The organism is Halopenitus persicus (genome assembly GCF_002355635.1).
Taxonomy (GTDB): Archaea; Halobacteriota; Halobacteria; order Halobacteriales; family Haloferacaceae; genus Halopenitus; species Halopenitus persicus_A.
On the sequence record NZ_AP017558.1, the window covers coordinates 940,665 to 959,530 of the forward strand.

Annotated in this window: 17 protein-coding genes; 6 read left to right on the forward strand and 11 right to left on the reverse strand. The window is 68.3% G+C overall.

The window, feature by feature from the left end:
• Nucleotides 1–246 precede the first annotated feature (246 nt).
• A complete protein-coding gene (locus CPZ00_RS04565) occupies nt 247–2,061 on the reverse strand; it encodes a bifunctional folylpolyglutamate synthase/dihydrofolate synthase (protein WP_096389829.1) in 1,815 nt (604 codons plus the stop codon).
• A gap of 272 nt (nt 2,062–2,333) precedes the next feature.
• Here CPZ00_RS04565 and CPZ00_RS04570 point away from each other — a divergent pair, with 272 nt between their 5' ends.
• Nucleotides 2,334–4,058: a formate--tetrahydrofolate ligase gene (locus CPZ00_RS04570; protein WP_096389830.1), complete on the forward strand. Its 1,725-nt coding sequence runs from the start codon at nt 2,334–2,336 to the stop codon at nt 4,056–4,058.
• 35 nt (nt 4,059–4,093) lie between these two features.
• Here CPZ00_RS04570 and CPZ00_RS04575 read toward each other — a convergent pair whose 3' ends face one another.
• The 3 genes from CPZ00_RS04575 to CPZ00_RS04585 form a co-directional block, all read right to left on the reverse strand.
• Nucleotides 4,094–4,405 carry a hypothetical protein gene (locus tag CPZ00_RS04575; RefSeq protein WP_096389831.1) on the reverse strand — a complete coding sequence of 104 codons (312 nt, stop codon included), beginning with the start codon at nt 4,403–4,405 and terminating at the stop codon, nt 4,094–4,096.
• Between the two features lie 209 nt (nt 4,406–4,614).
• Nucleotides 4,615–5,343, reverse strand: coding sequence for a hypothetical protein (locus CPZ00_RS04580; protein ID WP_096389832.1), 729 nt, complete (start codon nt 5,341–5,343; stop codon nt 4,615–4,617).
• 113 nt (nt 5,344–5,456) lie between these two features.
• Entirely contained in the window at nt 5,457–5,825 is a 369-nt protein-coding gene (locus tag CPZ00_RS04585) for an ArsR/SmtB family transcription factor (RefSeq protein ID WP_096389833.1), read from the reverse strand.
• A 203-nt stretch (nt 5,826–6,028) separates the two neighbouring features.
• Here CPZ00_RS04585 and CPZ00_RS04590 point away from each other — a divergent pair, with 203 nt between their 5' ends.
• Nucleotides 6,029–6,541, forward strand: a complete 513-nt coding sequence (locus CPZ00_RS04590; protein WP_096389834.1) for a GbsR/MarR family transcriptional regulator — start codon at nt 6,029–6,031, stop codon at nt 6,539–6,541.
• Between the two features lie 241 nt (nt 6,542–6,782).
• On the opposite strand, the gene CPZ00_RS04595 is transcribed toward CPZ00_RS04590, so the two are convergent.
• Together CPZ00_RS04595 and CPZ00_RS04600 are read right to left on the reverse strand one after the other, a co-directional pair.
• The gene (locus CPZ00_RS04595; RefSeq protein WP_096389835.1) at nt 6,783–7,334 is read right to left on the reverse strand and encodes a hypothetical protein; all 552 of its coding nucleotides are present in this window, start codon (nt 7,332–7,334) and stop codon (nt 6,783–6,785) included.
• Nucleotides 7,335–7,432: 98 nt separating this feature from the next.
• Nucleotides 7,433–7,813 carry a Rid family detoxifying hydrolase gene (locus CPZ00_RS04600; RefSeq protein ID WP_096389836.1) on the reverse strand — a complete coding sequence of 127 codons (381 nt, stop codon included), beginning with the start codon at nt 7,811–7,813 and terminating at the stop codon, nt 7,433–7,435.
• A 245-nt stretch (nt 7,814–8,058) separates the two neighbouring features.
• Here CPZ00_RS04600 and CPZ00_RS04605 point away from each other — a divergent pair, with 245 nt between their 5' ends.
• Both CPZ00_RS04605 and CPZ00_RS04610 read left to right on the forward strand, forming a co-directional pair.
• Nucleotides 8,059–9,546, forward strand: coding sequence for a trimethylamine methyltransferase family protein (locus CPZ00_RS04605; protein WP_157744176.1), 1,488 nt, complete (start codon nt 8,059–8,061; stop codon nt 9,544–9,546).
• Nucleotides 9,547–10,073: 527 nt separating this feature from the next.
• On the forward strand, nt 10,074–10,853 hold the full coding sequence (locus CPZ00_RS04610) for an ArsR family transcriptional regulator (RefSeq protein WP_096389838.1): 780 nt from the start codon (nt 10,074–10,076) through the stop codon (nt 10,851–10,853).
• A gap of 62 nt (nt 10,854–10,915) precedes the next feature.
• Here the strand turns inward: CPZ00_RS04610 and CPZ00_RS04615 are convergent, their stop codons facing one another.
• Nucleotides 10,916–11,404 (reverse strand): hypothetical protein, encoded by a 489-nt coding sequence (locus CPZ00_RS04615; protein ID WP_157744177.1) that lies wholly within the window; start codon nt 11,402–11,404, stop codon nt 10,916–10,918.
• 171 nt (nt 11,405–11,575) lie between these two features.
• Here CPZ00_RS04615 and thiE point away from each other — a divergent pair, with 171 nt between their 5' ends.
• Entirely contained in the window at nt 11,576–12,256 is a 681-nt protein-coding gene (gene thiE / locus CPZ00_RS04620; RefSeq protein WP_096389840.1) for a thiamine phosphate synthase, read from the forward strand.
• A 44-nt stretch (nt 12,257–12,300) separates the two neighbouring features.
• Here the strand turns inward: thiE and CPZ00_RS04625 are convergent, their stop codons facing one another.
• Nucleotides 12,301–13,542 carry a Zn-dependent hydrolase gene (locus tag CPZ00_RS04625; protein WP_096389841.1) on the reverse strand — a complete coding sequence of 414 codons (1,242 nt, stop codon included), beginning with the start codon at nt 13,540–13,542 and terminating at the stop codon, nt 12,301–12,303.
• A 141-nt stretch (nt 13,543–13,683) separates the two neighbouring features.
• Here CPZ00_RS04625 and CPZ00_RS04630 point away from each other — a divergent pair, with 141 nt between their 5' ends.
• Nucleotides 13,684–15,384, forward strand: a complete 1,701-nt coding sequence (locus tag CPZ00_RS04630; protein ID WP_096389842.1) for a thiamine pyrophosphate-binding protein — start codon at nt 13,684–13,686, stop codon at nt 15,382–15,384.
• A gap of 110 nt (nt 15,385–15,494) precedes the next feature.
• On the opposite strand, the gene CPZ00_RS04635 is transcribed toward CPZ00_RS04630, so the two are convergent.
• The 3 genes from CPZ00_RS04635 to CPZ00_RS04645 are packed head-to-tail and all read right to left on the reverse strand — an operon-like array spanning nt 15,495 to nt 18,336.
• The gene (locus tag CPZ00_RS04635) at nt 15,495–16,319 is read right to left on the reverse strand and encodes an ABC transporter permease (protein WP_096389843.1); all 825 of its coding nucleotides are present in this window, start codon (nt 16,317–16,319) and stop codon (nt 15,495–15,497) included.
• Nucleotides 16,316–17,218 carry an ABC transporter permease gene (locus CPZ00_RS04640; protein WP_233255137.1) on the reverse strand — a complete coding sequence of 301 codons (903 nt, stop codon included), beginning with the start codon at nt 17,216–17,218 and terminating at the stop codon, nt 16,316–16,318. Before CPZ00_RS04640 ends, CPZ00_RS04635 begins: the two co-directional genes overlap by 4 nt.
• Complete coding sequence (locus tag CPZ00_RS04645) at nt 17,215–18,336, reverse strand: ABC transporter ATP-binding protein (RefSeq protein ID WP_096389844.1); 1,122 nt, start codon at nt 18,334–18,336, stop codon at nt 17,215–17,217. The genes CPZ00_RS04640 and CPZ00_RS04645 overlap by 4 nt, the downstream gene beginning before the upstream one ends.
• Between the last annotated feature and the right edge of the window lie 530 nt (nt 18,337–18,866).

An 18,866-nucleotide genomic window follows, 5' to 3' on the forward strand; every position in this document is an offset into this window, starting at 1 on the left:
CTCACCCGCTCGCGTCGTCGATCGGTGGGTCAGCGACCGGCGGATCGATCCCGCGTCCGCTCCCGCAACACGGCCCACGTCAGTGACTGCCGATGTCATGCTCGTTCTGGGATCGATCCCCGGACGACATTAAAAGACCGCCTCGTTCGGGATCGGTTCGGCGAGCGCCGGTTCGGTGACACAAAAGGTAAATTATCATATACTTCGTGTTTCGGATGCGTCGTGTGTCGGCGGGCGAGCCACCGATCACGGGACGTCGTCCGGAGCCGCGTCGCGGTCGTCCGGAGCCGCGTCGCGGTCGTCCGCTCCGCTCCGGTCGCGATCCACCGCGATCCCGATCTCCGACGCGAGCCGGCGGTCCGCGGGCGAGGACTCACGAAGGCGGCGTCGAAGCGCGCCGAACCGGGATCGCGTCCCCGAGAGCACGACCTCGACGTGTCGGTCCGGAGCGTCGAGCCCGGAGACGACGCCGGTGCCGCCGAGATCGTCCATCGCGTCGGCCAACTCGCGTGCCGTCTCCAGCCGGACGTGGACCCGAACCGTCAGCCCGGAGAACCGGTCCGCGTGACGTTCGCGAACCGACTTCGGGACGTTCGCGCTCCGCATCACCGATCTCGCGCGGGCTGGCGTGTCGGCGCGGACGACGCGCGGCTCGCGCGTCCACCGGTCACGGGCCTCGGCGACGACATACAGCGATCCCGTGACCAGCACGCAATCGTCCGGCTTGGCCGCCGCGATCGCACGCTCGACCGCGTCGAGGACCGACTCGTGGCGTGTCACCGGATCGACCGCGTCCGCCGTGGCGTCGACCCCGACCGGCCGCTCGAGGCTCGTCTCGAGAGCCGCCGCGAGCGTTTCGACGGCCGCGGCGCGGTCGACCGCGGGCGCCGCCAGGTGGATCCGGTCGGCGTCAGGCAGCGACCGGACCATCCCGACGTGATCCTTCTCGCGCACCGCGCCGAGGACGAGGTGGAGGGTCCCGTAGTCGAACCGGTCGAGGGCATCGGCCACCGTCGCGCAGGCGGCGGGGTTGTGCGCCCCGTCCAGGACCACGAGCGGTTCGTCGGAACGGACCTCGAAGCGGCCGGGAACGGTCGTGGTCCGGATCCCGTCGGCGACGTCCGCCGCGGTGGGGTCGACGTCGACACGCGCCGTTTCGCGACCCACCTGGACCGCGAGGCTCGCCGCGATCCCGGCGTTGACGGCCTGATGTGCACCGATCAGTCGCGTTCTCGTTCGGACCTCGAGGGTCGGTCCGTCGATCGAGACGACGGACGTGGGCGGGCGGCGGTCAGATGTGGGCGGGCGGCGGTCAGATGTGGGCAGGCGGCGGTCAGATGTGGGCGGGCGGCGGTCGGACGTCGCCGTCTCGGCCACGCGAACGTCGACCGCCGCCGCGTTTGCCCCGTCATCCCGACCGACGGTCACGACGTCGGTCACCTCGCGGATCGCCGCAAGCGCATCCCCGGCCGCGCCGGTGACCAGCGGCGCGTCGTCGGGCGCGACCTGCGCGAGATCGCGAGCGATCGTCGGCAGATCCTCCCCCAGAACGTCCGTGTGCTCGTGGCTCACGGACGTGACCGCGGCCGCGACCGGATCGACGACGCTCGTGGCGTCGTAGCGCCCCCCGATGCCGACCTCGAGCACCGCGACGTCGACGTCACGTCGGGCGAAATGCCACAGCGCGAGCCCGGTGAACGCCTCGAAGAACGTCGGCTCGGCCCCGTCAGGTGCAGCCGCGACCGCGTTCGTCCACCGATCGGCGACGAACCGGGTGACCTCCCGTTCCGGGATCCGCCGTCCGTTCACCCGGATCCGGTCCCGGAGGTCGTTCAGGTCCGGCGAGGTGTACAGGCCGACGTCGGCGCCCGCCTCCCGGAGGATGCGAGCCAGAACGCGTGCGGTGCTTCCCTTGCCGTTCGAGCCGGCGACCTGGACGGACGGGACCGCCTCGTGAGGGTTGCCGAGCCGCGCCAGGAGGGCGGCGGTCGCGTCCGTCCCCAGGTCGGGCCGGAGGTGCGGCAGTCCCTCCAGCGTGGCTACGGCCTCGTGATACTCCATACGCGAGCGGTCCGTGCGGTCGCCACTAAAGACTCCGCCGCGGGGTCGACGCCGGGGCGGCCGGCCACAACGTGTCACGCATCCGGCCGCTATCGCTTCCACTCCGTCCCCGTGACGGGAGATGAGGGCCGTATCACCCGGTTGAGAGCGCCGCATACGGGCAGTCGATGCGGGATCGACGCGTTTCGAGCGCGCCGGTAACTATGACTGATACGTCGCCTGATACGTATGGGAAGTCTTGATAACGCGGCCACCGGAACGTTTCGGACACGATGACATCAGATACCGACGCCGAGGACGACGCGTCGTTCCCGACCGACTACGAGATCGCCGACGCGGCCGAAACCGAACACATCGCCGACGTCGTCGAACCGTTCGGACTCGAGCGGGACGACCTCGAGCTCTACGGGGAAAACAAGGCGAAGGTACGCCTCGACGCGATCGAGGAGACGGTGGCCGAGCGCGACGCCGACGGCAAGCTCGTGCTCGTCACGGGAATGACCCCGACGCCCCTCGGGGAGGGAAAGACCGTCACGACGGTCGGGCTCGGACAGGCGTTCAACCGGATCGGCAAGGACGCGCTGGTGGCGATCCGCGAGCCCTCGCTCGGTCCGGTCTTCGGCGTCAAGGGCGGCGCCGCCGGGGGGGGCTACTCGCAGGTGCTCCCGATGGAGGACATCAACCTCCATTTCACCGGCGACCTCCACGCGCTCACGACCGCGCACAACCTCATCTCGACGATGCTGGACAACCACATCAAGCAGGGCAACGATCTCGACGTCGCGGTCAACTGGGTCAACTGGCCCCGCGCGATCGATATGAACGACCGCGTCCTGCGCGAGACGGTGATCGGGCTCGGCGGCGACGTCACCGGCGTGCCCCGCGAGGACGGGTTCGTCCTCACGGCCGCCTCGGAGCTGATGGCCGTGTTGTGTCTGGCCGACAGCCTCTCCGACCTCAAGGAGCGCGTGGCCCGGATCATCGTCGCCTACGACGACGACGGCGCTCCGATCACGGTCGACGACATCGACGCCACGGGGGCGGTCACGATCCTCCTCAAGGACGCGATCAAGCCGAACGTCGTTCAGACGATCGAGGGAACGCCGGCGTTCGTCCACGGCGGTCCCTTCGCCAACATCGCCCACGGTACCAACTCCCTGATGGCCGACCGGCTCGCCTCCCACCTCTCGGAGTACCTCGTGACCGAGGCCGGCTTCGGTTCCGATCTCGGCGCCGAGAAGTTCATGAACATCGTCTGCCGGTTCGGCGAGATGGAGCCGGACGCGGTCACGCTCGTGGCCTCCGTCCGGGCGCTGAAGTATCACGGACAGGATATGTGGCCGCCCGAACTCGAGGAGCTCGAGGCCGAGGACGTCGCGGCGGTCGAGCGCGGCTTCGAGAACCTCGATAAACACGTCCGGAACCTCCAGCAGTTCGGCGTCCCCGTCGTCGTGGCGATAAACCGGTTCCCCGGCGACACCGACGCCGAGGTGCAGGCGGTGATCGACCACTGCGAGGAGGATCTGGGGATCCGGGTCGCGGAGTCGACCGTCTTCAGCGACGGCGGCGCGGGCGGGGAGGATCTCGCCGAGCAGCTCGTCGACGCGGCCGAGTCCGACTCCGCGTTCGAGTACCTCTACGAGGCCGACGTCCCGATCAAGGAGAAGATCGAGACGATCGCCACGGAGATCTACGGCGCCGACGGCGTGGAGTACCACGGCGACGCCGAGGAGGACATCGAGCGGCTCACGAACCTCGGGTTCGACGACATGCCGGTCTGCATGTCCAAGACGTTCCACTCGCTCAGCGACGACCCGAGCCGCAAGGGCGCGCCCGAGGACTGGACCCTGGAGGTGACCGAGGTCTATCCGTCGACCGGCGCCGGGTTCCTCGTCGTCCTCACCGGCGACGTCCTCACGCTGCCCGGCCTGCCGGCCGAGCCCGCGGCCGCCGGGATGGACATCGACGAGGACGGCACGATCTCGGGGCTGTTCTGAGCCGGGCGGCCGCGACCGGGTGATCGTCCCCCGCGTCAATCCGGGTCCGAACGGTCCGGGTCGTCGGCGGTCTCGGGCGCGTCCTCGAGTTCCGTCACCGTTCCCTCGAGCGTCTCGACCCGATCGTGGAGGGCCTCGTTCTCGCGGGCGAGCCGCGTGAGCGCGTCGTCGATCCGGGCGAGTTCGTCGGTCATCTCGATGAACGCGAAGCCGGCACCGAGCCCGACGAGCAGACCGATGACGCCCGCGGCGAGGAAGCCGGCGGCCGCCGCGACGAGGAGGACGACCGCGTCGATCACGTCCTGGTGGTCGATCGGAACCCCGATCGAGGGGAGGGCAAGGGGCATGAACGCGTTGGCCTCCGACGCGCGTCTCCTTAAATACGGTGACGGATCGTTCACGCGGATGTTTAAATATCGTTTCGCGCCGGTCCGAGTTCATTTATATACAGACTCCGGACGATCGGACGTTCATTTATATACCGGGGCGCGTCCGCCGGCCATCAACCGCGGCGGCGACGGTCACCCGACGAGCGCCCAGCCCCCCGCGGCGGCGGTCACCCGACGAGCGCCCACAGCCCCGCGCCGACGAAGACGGCCGCGACGAGGGTCGGCAACGCCGCGTTCCACAGGCGGACGAGCGCGAACCGGGCCGGGGATCGGTCCGTGATAACGAGGTCGCCGGTCAGCGCGAGTTCGTCCTCGGTTCGGTCCGTGCGGCCCGTGCGGCCCGCGATCAGGTACTCCGTGCCGGGCTCGATCCGGCGCTCGACGTAGCGGCGCGCGCCGAGTCCGGGGATCGCCGCGATCCAGCCGGCGACCGGGGCGAGGCCGTCTCGAACGTCGACGAACCGTCGGATCCGGTCGGGTGGGGTCTCGTCGGTGCCGACGGTGACGACGGTCGAGGCCGTATCGAGCGTGAAGCGTTTCGACGATGGGGCGACGTCGATCCCGCCGCCCGATCCCTCGAGGGTGAACCGACGCGTCGCGACGCCGTCGTCGAGATGCGCCCGGAACCACGGCAGGCCGACCCCGAAGGGCTGCCGCTCGGTGACCTCGAACTCGAAGCCGAGACACGGCGATCCGGTGAACGGCGCCGGGACCGTGCCGGTGGACGCCGCGGCTCGTCCGCGACAGACGGCGACGGAGCCGTCGGCCGTGACGTCGCTCGGGTCCCGCGGGCCGGAACGAAGCACTCGCGGGACGACGAGGAGGGGACGGAGTCCGTACCACGCGATCGCGAGCCCGAGCGCGACGGCGCCGACGCCGAGGACGGTGAGCAGCATCAGCCGGCTTTCGCGAGCAACGGTCGGTCGGAAGGACGGGTCGCGGACCGCGATCGTTTCCGGGGTGACGTGTTGGGAGCCATACTGCAGTCCCAACCGAGGGCGTACATAAACTAGTCCCGGTCCTGCCGGTCCGGGTCGTCCTCGGTCCGGGAGAACTGCACGACGAGCCGTTCCGCGGCGAGCGCGTAGACCGTCATCTCCCGCCCCTTCTCGGAGTACCACGTCTCGATCGGCGTGATCAGGTCGGCCCGTCGAAGCCGGTCGAGGTGGTAGGTGACGTTCTGGACCGATCGGTCGACGGCGTCGGCGACGTCCGAGGCGGTCCCCGGCTCCGATCGGAGCGCGAGGAGGATCTCCTGGGCGGTCTCCGAGGAGAGAACCTGCAACACGTCGGTCGGTTCCTCGTGGTCGACCACGACGCTGGTTCGTTCACGCGGCGCGTGGTCGACGGCTGGTTGGTGTGGAAAGGCGCTTGCCATGGGTTGTGGAGGGAGGGAAGTCTCGTGTTTCGTTTATTCGGTACACTCCGAACAAACAAATCAAACAATTTAATACTTACGGAGTGCATTGATGGAACGTGATGCGACAGGGGCTCACGACACGGGGCGGACGAGACGCGGTCGGGACCTCGGACGAGACACACCCATGACCGGACGCACATCCATGATCGACGAGGGTCGCGATGAGTGACGGGGACGAAGACCGGGCGATCGCCCGCGAACGCGTCATCGAGTCGATGGAGCAGTCGGCGGAGGTCTACGGGCTCAGCCGCAGCGCCGGGCGCATCTACGGCGTGTTGTACTTCGCCGCGGAACCGCTGTCGATCCCGGAGCTCGTCGAGGAGACGGGCTACGCGAAGTCGACGATCAGCAACGTGACGCGAACGCTCACCCGGATCGGGCTCGTTCATCGCCGGTCCTCCGCGGGGGGCGGGCGACGGGTGCAGTACTCGGCCGAGCGGGAGATCTGGTTCATCCTGCAGGACGTGTTACAGCAGTACGTCCAGCGCGAGGTCCAGACGACGTTGCGGACGGTCCAGCGGGCCGAATCCCAGCTCCCGGACGACGGGGGGATGGAGGCGGAGCGGATCGCCGCCCTTCGTGGGACGTACGAGGACCTCCAGGAGGTCATCACCCTCGCCGCCGACCTCACGGCCGCGGAACTGCGCGAGGCGCTCGAGGAGTACGATCAGTGACCGTCGGAGCACGGAGTTCCGTCCACCCGGGTGGGACCGCCGGCCGAACGATCACGACGCCCGTGACCACTGTCGTTCATCCCCGGATGCGGCGACGTCGGGAGCCGACGAGCACTACTCCGCCGAACGGCGGGCCGTCATCGCGATCGTCGTAACCCGCCTCGACGACCGGATCGGGACGTTCCGGAGCGACTAGTGCAGTGAACCGCTTCCGCCCTCCGCCTGTAGACGGGACGACGAGTCACCAGTACACCGTATACACGCACGTGTCGTCCCCGTTTCGCCGGCAGGTCGATCCGGTCTCCTCGATGAACACGAAGGCGTCCATCGGCGCGTACCGCTCGGCGACGCCGCGGACGAGCCCGCGGTCGAACGGACACGGATACGGGGTGTGGCAGGTGATCTCGCCGGCACGGTCGTCGGTCCGTTCGAACCGGTAGTGGCCGATCTCCCCGCCGCGGTGGTTGCGGCGGTACGCCTCGTCGATCGACCGGAGGCCGGCGGGCACCGTCTCGAAGTCGTTCGGCCAGTCGGCGACGTCCGGGAGCTGTTCGCCGAGCCGGTCGAGCACGTGCGGCTGGAGCTCGTCGGCGATCGTCTCGAAGGCGTTCAACCACGCCTGCTGGGGATACCACTCGTCGGGGTCGGGATCGGTGATCCCCTCCTCGGCGAGCGCCGCCAGCGCCCGCTCCCGATACTCCTCGGAGAACCGTCCCATCGCCTCCTCGACGATCGTGACCACCGTTTGACCGTTGATCTCGACGTTCCGGTCAAACGCTTCACACGTCACCATTACGCCAACGATCGCGGGGCACACGAAAGTACCTTCGGTGTCGCGATCTCGGCGGGTTCAGGGCGCTACAGGTCGACGCTATCGGTCCGCGTCGACGATCAGCTCGCGTCGGCGACGACCTCGATCTCGAGGGCCGCGCCCTTCGGAACGTTGCCGACCTCGACCGCGCTTCGGGCCGGGGGCTCGTCATCGAAGCGGGCGCCGTAGGTCTCGTTCATCTCCTCGAAGTCGTCGATGTCGTCGAGGTAGATCGTCGTCTTGAGCACGTCCTCGAGGCCGAGCCCTTCCGACTCGAGGATCGCCTCGACGTTGGCGAGACAGCGCTCGGTCTGGACCGAGACCGGCTCGTCGTCCAACAGCTCGCCCTCCGGCGTCAGGGGGAGCTGGCCGGCGGTGAACAGGAGATCGCCGTTCGTCGTCGCCTGGCTGTACGCGCCGACCGCGGCGGGAGCGTCGTCGGTGCTGACGAGTCGCTTCATACGCTCCCGGATCGAACCTCCCGGTGCAAATACGTACCGTTCGATCGTCACGAGCACGCCCGCGCTCGGCACCCATCCACAACATATAAAAATACAATCACCTCGTTGAACGGGATTTTCCAACGTCCGAGTCAGCCGATTATGGGCCGATATCGGGGGAAAGAATCGGGGTTTGAAGGGGATTTCAGTTTGAACGAGATCGATCTCGCAAATCCTTATAAGCCGCTGTTGAAAACGTGTTGACAGTGACGGATTTCCACACGGGGCCGTCCTCGGGAATGTCGATCGACCCGTTCGGCGAGGCGGGTATCGAGGCGGTTCACGAGGCGTCGATCCGCGTCCTCGAGGAGCTCGGCGTCCAGCTGGACCACGAGCGAGCCCGCGCGGTGCTGCGGAATCACGGCGCCACGGTCGATGCGGACGACGTCGTTCGGATCCCGGGGGACCTCGTGGCCGAGGCGGTCGATCGAGCGCCGGCCTCGTTCACCCTGCACGCTCGGAACCCGGACCACGACGTCGTCGTCGGGGAGAAGGGACCGCCGGTTCGGGCGCCGGGCTACGGCCCCGCGACGATCCACACGGCGGCCGAGGGGCGACGTGATGCCCGGCTCGCCGACTACGAACGACTCACGCGGCTCGCACAAGCGACCGACGTCATCACCTGTGCGGGGTATCACCTCTGTCAACCCGCCGACGTCGACCGCAGCGATCGCCATCTGGCGATGCTCGAACGGTCGCTGACGCTGTCGGATAAACCGGTTCTCGGACCGACCTACGGCGCCGAGCGCGCCCGCGAAGGACTCGAACTCGTGGGGATCGCGACCGACGATCCCGACCTATCGCGGCCGGTGGTCGCCGGGCTGATCAACACGGTGCCGCCGCGGCGGATCGGGACGGAGATGCTCGCGGGGCTGTTGGCCTACGCGGACCGCCGCCAGCCGCTCGTGATCTCCTCGTTCACGATGGCGGGGGCCTCCGGCCCGCCGACGCTGGCGGCCGCGATGGCGCAGGCGAACGCGGAGAACCTCGCGGCGATCACGCTGGCGCAGCTGGTGGCGCCCGGAACGCCGGTCGTCTACGGCGTCCCGTCGGCGGTCGTCGACGACCGGTACGGGTCGCTGTCGATCGGCGGCCCCGAGTCGGCGCTGTTCGCCGCCTTCGCCGGTCGGATGGCCGCCCACTACGGGCTGCCCTCCCGCGGCGGCGGGAGCCTGTCGGACGCCAAGCGGGTCGACCACCAGAGCGGCTTCGAGTCGACGCTCGTGGGGACCGCCACCGCGCTCGGCGGGGTCGACTTCGTCCTCAACGCGGCGGGGGTCCTCGAGTCCTACTCGGCCGTCTCCCCGGAGAAGTTCGTCCTCGATTGCGAGACGCTCCGGGCGGTCGACCGGCTCCGGGAGGGCATCCGAGTCGACGCGGAAACGCTCTCGCTCGACCGACTCGCCGCGGTCGAGCCGGGCGGGCACTTCCTCGAGGACGTCGAGTCCGAGTCGACGACCGATCCGCCGTTTCACCGGTCGGCGGTCGTCGACAAGCGGTCCCACGAGGCGTGGGCCGACGACGGTGCTCGATCCGCGTTCGAGTCAGCGACCGACCGGGTCCGGGAGCTGGAGGAATCCTACGATCGCCCCCCGATGGACGAGGAGATTGCACGCGACATCGCGGCGTACGTTGACGAACGGACGGACCTGGTATCGATCGCGGCGCCCGATGACGAGGGGCCGGGACGGTGAAGCCGTCCACGTCCACCGATCGGTGGTCGACGATCAGTGGGTGCCGATCAACGGTCGGAGACCGAACAGTGGGTGACGATCAACGGTTGGAAACCAGCGATTGACGACGGATTGAGGGGGTCACAGCCGACCAACATTCGATCGAGTTAATGGAGTCGTCTGCGATGGGGACCCGTTAGCTGACCTCCTCGGTTTCGAGCCACTCCTTGAACTCCCAGAAGCAATCCGAGCAAAGACGACCCTCCAGCGTGTCTACCGAATCCGACGCATGGTCAATGTGGTAGCGTTGGTGGCGGGCCTGCGATGGGTCAAGTCCAGTGCCACACTTGTCACAGTGTTCAGCCATACCACGGGGTTGTCGATGGCGAGTGAAACATCTGGGGGTCGCCACAGAAGAGTCCCTCAGGAGGGAAGCTCCCTGCTACAGATGCGCGCTGCATCTTGCACCGCGCTCGGAACATCACAACGTCGCAGCGTTCGGTCCTCGATGCGTGCATTTATATATGACTATCGCTAACCTCACGTCAATGGACTCCGCGGTGTTGCTCGATCTCCTCGGTAACGAGAACCGCCGACGCATCCTTCGGCTGCTCTCCCGGAAGTCCTGTTACGTGACGGAGATCTCCGAGTACCTCGGGGTCAGCCCGAAGGCCGTCATCGACCACCTCCGGAAGCTGGAGGAAGCCGGCCTGATCGAGTCGACCACGGACGAGAAACGACGCAAGTACTTTCGCATCTCCCGGAGCCTCCGGCTCGAGGTGAACGTCTCGCCGTACGGTTTCGGGGTCAAGAGCGCGTATCCGGCCAATCCCGGGCTGGACATGTCGGGACGGTGTCCCCACCTCTCCATCGAGATCGACCGGCCGGACGCGGTGGATCTCGACGGCACCGAAAACGCAAACGGCCACACCGACGGCACCGAGGCCGGCCGCCGGGACGATCCGGCCGACCCCGGGAACCGCGAGGATCCGACCGACCCCGGGAACCGCGAGGATCCGGCCGACCTGGCCGACCTGGCGATGGAGTACGACCGGCTGCGGGAGCTCGATCGGGAGCTGTCGCTGGCCCAGCGATGGGTCCACGGCCGCATCGAGGCGGTCCTCTCGCGGATCGACGACCGGTTCGGCCTCGAGGCGGACAGCCGCTTCTACGCCGAGGTCATCGCGGCGGTCGTCGAGACGGACGGGACGCCGGAGACGGTCGCCGCGGCTGTCGGCTCCTCGCCCGACGTGGTCGAGGACGCGCTCGCCCGGCTCCGGGGGGCGGGACTGCTCGCACGCGAGGGCGACCGGTTCATCGTGCGGTGACGGTTCATCGTGCGGCGACCCGCCAACTCCCCGCTCGGGAGCGCCGAGGCGCCGCGGCCGGCTCAGCCGCCCACCTCGCGGGTCAGGCCGTCGCGCAGGTCGCGGCCGAAATAATAGCCGACGACCGCAAGGACCAGTCCGAGGACCGCGCCGAAGCCGGCCACGCCGACCCCGTACTCCCCGAGGAACCGCACGCCGACCGGCAGGAAGCCGACGGTTACCAGCCCGAGCAGGGACGTCACCGCGCCCACGACGACGCCGGCCAGGGCCGTCTCGGCGTACCGCCGGTCGGCGAGGAGCGCGCCGATCAGGAACGCCGCGCCCGCGACCCCGACCGCCCGACCCAGCGTCCCGCCGACGATCGGGACCAGCCCGCCGAGGAACCCGCCGACGGCGAGCGCGACCGCGGCGACCGCGAAGGCCCGCACCCCGAACAGCCGGCCGTTCATCCCGACCCGGGACCGGTCGGCGGGGGGTCCCGACGAGTCGGTCCCGCCGACCGACGATCCGGACCCCTCGGCCGGCGGGTCGACGTCGATGGAGGTGTCCATACGTCCGATTCGGCCGGTATCGACTTGGGTCTTGTGCCGGGGCGCCGCGTGGATCTCGTGCCGGGGGGCCGCGTGGGTCTCGTGCCGGACCGTCGTTCGGCGTCCGTGCCGGAACGCCGCCCGAGTCACGTGCCGAAACGCCGAAGGGCATCGACCGCGTACCGCGATCCGATGTCGTCGGGAACGCCCGGATCGAACGAGACGGTCGAACCGAAGCCCCCCACGGAGTGGCGCACGTACCTGGTGACGCAGCGGAGCCGGTCGGCGGGCCGCGAGTCGGCGGCGATCGCCGACGCGGCCATCGAGTCGGGAGTCGACGCGGTCCAGCTCCGGGAGAAGGGCGTCGACGCCCGCGAGCGCTACCGGCTGGGTCGGCGGCTCCGGGACCGGACCGCGGGGACCGACGTCGCGTTCATCGTCAACGACCGGATCGACCTCGCCGCCGCCGTCGACGCCGACGGGGTCCACCTCGGTCAATCGGACCTCCCCGTCAGCGTCGCCAGGGAGCAGCTCGACCCGGAATCGATCGTCGGCTGCTCGGCGTCGACGGTGGCGGAGGCGACCGCGGCCGTCGAGGCGGGGGCGGACTACCTCGGCGTGGGCGCGGTCTACGGGAGCGATTCGAAGGAGGTCGCCGACCGGAAGGACGGGATCGGCCCCGAGCGCGTCCGCGAGATCGCCGCGGCGGTCCCGATCCCGGTCGTCGGAATCGGCGGGATCGACGCCGACAACGCTGCCCCGGTGGTCGAGGCCGGCGCGGCCGGAGTCGCCGTCATCTCGGGGATCACCGCCGCGGCGGATCCCGGTGCGGCGACGCGGGCCCTCCGCGAGGCGGTCACGGACGCTCGTTGAGGTCCGCAAGGACGCTTCCGACGGCGATGCAGCTCGCCGGCGGCTCAGTCCTCGGCCGTGGCCAGCCGGCGCGTCGCCTCCGCGAACGTTCGCGCGCCGGTGACGCAGTCCTCCCAGGGCGTGAACTCCGCCTCGTTGTGGGTGTTCCCGTCGGCGCTGGGCACGAACAGCATCGCGGTGTCGGCGATCTCGTTGAGGTATTTCGCGTCGTGGCCGGCGCCGGAGACCATCCGCTCGTAGGAGGCGTCGACCGCCTCGGCGGCCGCGGCCGCGGCGTCCGCGACGGACGGGGAGAACTCCGTGTGCGGGATGCGCCAGATCTGCTCGAGGTCGTACTCCGCTCCGGCCCGGTCGGCGGCGGTCGCGACCTCGAACTCGGCCTCCTCGATCGCGCGGTCGACGACGTCGTCGTCGTAGCTCCGGACGTCGATGGTGAAGTCCGTCCGGCTCGGGATGACGTTGATCGAGTCGGGCTCGACGTCGATCCGGCCGACGGTCGCGACCGCGTCCTCCGAGAGCCGGAGCGGGAGCGACTCGACCTCACGGATCGCCTTCGCGGCGGCGGTCAGCGAATCGGTCCGCGTGTGCATCGGGGTCGGACCGGCGTGGTCCGCGTGGCCGTGGATCGTGGCCTGGAGCCACGCCATCCCGTAGACGCCCTCGACGACGCCGACGGCGTTTCCGTGTTCCTCGAGGTAGGGGCCCTGTTCGATGTGCAGCTCGAGGAAGGAATGGATCGGTCGCGCTTTACACGGCGCGTCGCCCTTGTACCCGATACGTTCGAGTTCGTCCTCGAACCGGATCCCGTCGTCGTCGGTGAGATCGTAGGCCTCCTGCAGCGAGGTGTTGCCGATGAAGACGCTGCTGCCCAGCAGCGGGTTCTCGAACCGGGATCCCTCCTCGTTCGTCCAGTTCACGATCTCGACCGGCCGATCGGTCTCGGCGTCCGCGTCCTCGAGCGCGCGCATCGTCTCCAGCGCGACCAACACCCCGAGCTGGCCGTCGTACCGCCCACCCTTCGGCTGGGAGTCGAGGTGTGATCCGATCATCACCGGGTCGGCGTCCGGGTCCGTTCCGGGTCGCCGCCCGAAGACGTTCCCCATCTCGTCGATCGTCACCTCGAGTCCGAGCGACTCCAGATCGGAGACGAACAGGTCGCGGACCTCGGCGTCCTCGTCGGTGAGGGTCAGCCGGTGAAGTCCCTCGTTCTCGGTCGCACCGATCGCCGAGTACGTCTCGAAGCTGCGGCGGAACCGATCCGGATCGATCTCGATGGAATGGTCCATACTCCCACACCCCACGGCCTGGGGATTAGTTCTGTCGATGCGTCGATCATCGAACGTCGAGCCACCCACCGGGCACGGACTCGAATCCAGTGCAAGCGATAGCTAATTAACGGCGGGGCCATCTCGTATAGCCACCCCCGTATGACCCGATCAGGAGCGGAGTATTTCGTCGAGGCGATGGAATCGTACGGCGCCGAATACCTCTTCGGGAACCCCGGAACGACCGAGGTCCCGATCATGGAGGCGATCGATGGCACCGACATCGAATACGTCCTGGGGCTCCAGGAGGACGTCGCCGTCGGGATGGCCTCCGGGTACGCCTGCAGCCGTCGTGACCGCGTCGGCTCGGCGATCGGCGACGCCGTCCGCTCCGGCGAGAGCCTTCCCGTCGGCGTCGTCAACCTCCACGTGGCGCCCGGAATGGCCCACGGGCTCGGCAACCTCTACGCCGCGAGCGTCTCGAACGCACCGCTCGTGGTCACCGCCGGCTGTCACCGGACCGACGTCCAGCACCAGGAGCCGATCCTCCACGGGGACCTCGTGGAGATGACCGACCAGTTCACGAAGTGGAGCGCCGAGGTGAAGCGGGTCGTGGCGCTGCCGGAGATGCTCCGGCGTGCGTTCAAGATTGCGCTCACGCCGCCGACTGGACCAGTGTTCCTCTCGCTTCCCCTCGACGTCCTGCTGGACGAGACCGACGCGCCGGTTGCCCCCCTGACGCCCCCGCCGTCGCTCGGGACGGCCGAACCCGACGATCTCGAGCGCGCAGCCGCGGCGATCGCCGACGCCGAGGGGTCGCCGACGATGGTGGTCGGCGACCAGATCGCCTGGGCGGGGGCCGATGCCGTCGCGGAGGCCACCCGGCTCGCCGAGGCGGCCGGCGCCACGGTCTACGGCGAGGTGCTGCAGTCCAACGTCGCCTTCCCGATGGAGCACGACCAGTGGGTGGCCGTTTCGGGAGCGACCGCGGACGGGGTCCGGGACATCAACGACGCCGACGTTCTCGTCCGGATCGGCTGCTCGACGAACACGCCGACGCTCGGGTTCACGGAGCCGGTCGTCGGTCCGGGGACGACGGTCGTGGACGTCGGCGTCGACGCCTGGGAGCTCGGAAAGAACGACCCCGCGGACGTGAGCCTTATCGGCGAGATCGGAGCGACGCTCGGCGCGCTCGCGGACGCCGTCGACTCCCGTGTCGCCGACGCCGAGCGCGAGCGTCGACTCGAGGCCGTCCGGGAAAGAAAGCGCGACCGATCCGCCGAGTCGACCTCGACGGGACCGGAGGCGGACGGCCGGCTCTCGAAGACGGGACTCATCGACGGGATCCGGTCGGTCGCACCCGACGCCCGGCTCGTCGACGAGAGCGTCACCACCCGGCGGGCCGTCTTCTCCGAGTTCGGGCTCGGCCCGGACCAGCTCCACGGGAACAAGTCCGGCGGCCTCGGGTACGGGCTCCCGGCGTCGGTCGGCGCGGCGATCGCCGAAAACGACCGCGAGGATCCACGCCCGGTGATCGGCGTCATCGGCGACGGCTCCTACCTCTATTACCCCAACACGATCTACTCGGCGGTCAGACACGACGTCGACCTCACCGTGGTCGTCGCCAACAACGCGAACTACCGGATCCTCAAGGACAACACGATGCGCGTCCTCGGTGGAGCAGAGGAGGACTACGGCTTCACGGCGATGGATTTCGATCCCCACATCGACTTCGCTGCCAACGCCGAGAGCCACGGCGCGACCGGCGTCGACGTCGTCGGCCGCGAGGCCCTCGAGGAGGAACTCGCCGCGGCGATCGACGAGCGCGGACCGACGGTGCTCAACGTCCCGATCCGGGACTGACGATCGGCGAGCCGTCGACTCGGGGATGGGGAACACCGACCGAAGCCGAAACGGTCGAACCGCGAAACGAAGCCGAAACGGTCGAACCGCGACGGACGGGTCCGCGGCGGTTAGCCGCGGAGGATGACCTGCTTGAGCCCGGTGAGCGACACCGCCACGAGCAGGATCGCGGCCGCCAACAGCAGGAACAGCACGCTGATGACGTTCACCTCGGGACTGAACCCGTACCGGATCAGCCCCCACAGGTAGACCGGCAGCGTCTGCGTGGCCGTGTCACGGACGAAGTACGTGTAGACGAACTCGTTGAACGAGACCGTGAACGCCAGCAGCCCGCCGGCGATGACTCCCGGCATGATGTTCGGGAGCGTCACCCGCCGGAACGTCCGGAGCTCGCTCGCGCCGAGGTCCTTCGAGGCCTCCTCGAGCGTCCGGTCGAAGCCGATCACCGTCGGGATGATGATCAGGGCGGCGAACGGCACGGTCCGGACGATGTGTGCGATCACGACCGTGGTGAACCCCGAGGAGAGGTTGATGTTCCCGAAGAACAGCGTCATCGCGACGCCAGTCACGACCAGCGGGACGATGATCGGGAGGGTGAGCAGCGCCTGCAGGGCGTTCTTCCCGCGGAAGTCGTATCGCGCGACCCCGTAGGCTGCAAGGAGCGATATCAGGACCGTGATCGGCGTGGCGACGAAGCTGACACGCAGCGACGTCAGCGTGGCGCTGATGGCGTCGTCGTTGTTCAACACTTCGGCGTACCACCGCACCGTGTAGGTCTCCGGCGGGAACGAGAGGACCCCCTCGCCGGCGAACGACATCAGCACCACCACGCCGATCGGGATCCAGATCAGCGTCAGGATGAGGACCATCAGGCCGCGGCCGATGCGGTCCCCGTGACGGTGGATGAACCCCTCGAGGGCGTTGAACGCGCTCATTCGTCACCACCTCCGGCGAGCTTGCCGCCGGCACCCAGCCACGATCCGAGTCCGATCAGGAGCACGACGCCGACGGTGACGACCATCCCGAGCGCCGACCCGAACGGCCAGTTGAACGACGCCGCGAACTGCTGTTCGATGACCATCCCGACCATCAACACGTTCGTTCCGCCCAGCAGGGCGGGCGTGATGAACGACCCGAACGCCGGGATCGCCACGAGGACGATTCCCGCGATGACGCCGTTCTTCGTCATCGGGAGGGTCACGCGCAGGAACGTCTTGATCGGCCCGGCGCCGAGGTCCTTCGAGGCGTCGATCAGGTCCCCGTCCATGTTCGTCAACGAGGCGTAGAACGGGAACGTCGCCAGGGGGAGCCACACGTATGCCAGCCCGATGAGCACGGCCGTGTGCGAGTACATGATACCGCTCGGCTCGCTCGCGAGTCCGACCAGGATCATCACGGTGTCCAGCACGCCGCCGCTCTGGAAGATGTTGATGAGCGCGTACATCCGGACGATGTAGTTCGTCCAGAACGGGAGGATGATCAACAGGAGGACGATCGTCGCGCGCTTCGAGAATCGGGCGATGCTGTAGGCCAGCACGTAGCCGAGGACGACGACGATGATCGTCGACTGGACGGTGAGCACCGCCGTTCGCCACAGGACCGTAATATACGTGTCGCCGGTGAAGATCCGGATGTAGTGTTCCAGGGTCAACGGCGCGGGCGGCATGTCCGAGAGGAAGGACATCCACGCCATGGTCAGCAACGGCAGGATGAAGAACGCCACGAGCACCGAGGCCGGAATGCCGACGAGCAGTCCGAGACGGGCCCGGCGGTGTTCGCGGACGTATTCGGCGCCCGACTCGATCACCTGACGACTGCGATTCGCGACGCTCACGGCTCACCACCGTCGCTTGCAGTCGGGACCGCCTTCTCCCCTTCCGGCGCGAAGAGGTACACCTCGTCCGCGGGCCACCAGACGGTGACGTCCTGGCCGATGTCGTAGGTGCGGTCCTCGGTGTTCGCGGTGAACGAGCCGTACTCCGTGTCGATGGTGTAGACCGTTTCATCCCCGGCGTACCCACGGTTTCGAACCTTGCCAGTGACCGAGAACACGTCCTCGCGGTCGGGAGCACCCAGCGTGATCCCCGTCGGCCTGATGCCCACCGAGACGTCGGCGCCGACCTCCAGCGAGACCGCGTCGACGCACCGCCCGGCGGCGTTCGAGACGTGGATCCGGTTGCCCCGCGATTCGACGGTCACGTCGGTCCCGTTCGCCTCGACGACGGATGCGGGAACGAGGTTGATGTCGCCGATGAACTGTGCAACGAACTTCGATGCGGGTTTGTCGTAGATGGTCTCGACGCTGTCGAGCTGTTCCATCTCCCCGTCGTTGAGCACGAGCATCCGGTCGGAGACCGCCATCGCGACCTCCTGGTCGTGGGTGACGTACAGGAAGGTGATCCCGGTCTCCTCCTGGATCCGCTGGAGTTCGAACTGCATGTGCTGGCGCAGCTTCCGGTCGAGGCTCGCCAGCGGCTCGTCGAAGAGGACGATCTTGGGCTCGTTCACGATCGCTCGCGCGAGCGCGACGCGCTGTTGTTCCCCGCCGGAGAGCTGGTCGATGTTCCGGTCCTGATAGCCCGAAAGCTCCACGACCTCCAGCATCTCCGCGATCCGCTCGCGCCGCTCGTCCTCCGGGACGCCGCTCTCGACGAGGCCGTAGCCGATGTTCTCGGCCACCGTGAGGTGCGGGAAGAGCGCGAGGCTCTGGAACACCATGTTCACCTCGCGGTCGAACGGCGGGGCGGCGGTGACGTCGGTGTCCTCGATCTCGATCGTTCCGGCGGTCGGCGTCTCGAAGCCGGCGATCATCCGGAGGATGGTCGATTTGCCCGATCCCGACGGGCCCAGGATGGAGACGAACTCGCCGTCGCTCACCTCGAAGTTCACGTCGTCGACCGCGACCAGATCGCCGAACTCCTTTCGGAGGTCGGATATCGTGAGGACCGACATGTTATGCGTCCCGTGGGCGGTGGGTGGTCCGTGCGTGGCCCGGGCACTCGGTTCCGGTCGTCGGCACGGACGGGCGAACGCACTGGCGGCTCGATCCGATGCTCGACGTACCGAAGCCGTCGCCGATGGACGCCCGAGTGACGTCTCGTCGGCCGGTACTAGTGTGATCAAACGGCATACCCTGACGGTGCCAATGGTAGGTTATAAAATTTGTGTTCCAGCGTCCCCATCGAGCGACCCGAAACCGGACGAAACCGTCGGGGTCGATGGGTCAGCCACCGCTCCACAGGAGTGATCGTCGTCGTGGCGTGACCCCCGCCGGCCATCGTTCGAATGCCGGATCGGTATGTCCGAACGATAGCCGACCAGTTACTGATGGATTCGCGCTCGCTCCGTCACGGGGCGTTGGGTGATATGTACAAACACGACCACGAACGCGGTCGAACGGATCACGCTCCCCGAAACACGATCGTCGCTGGAACGTCGATCGATAGTAAAAACGGTTGGGCTCTGAGCGCGACCTCCGGGAT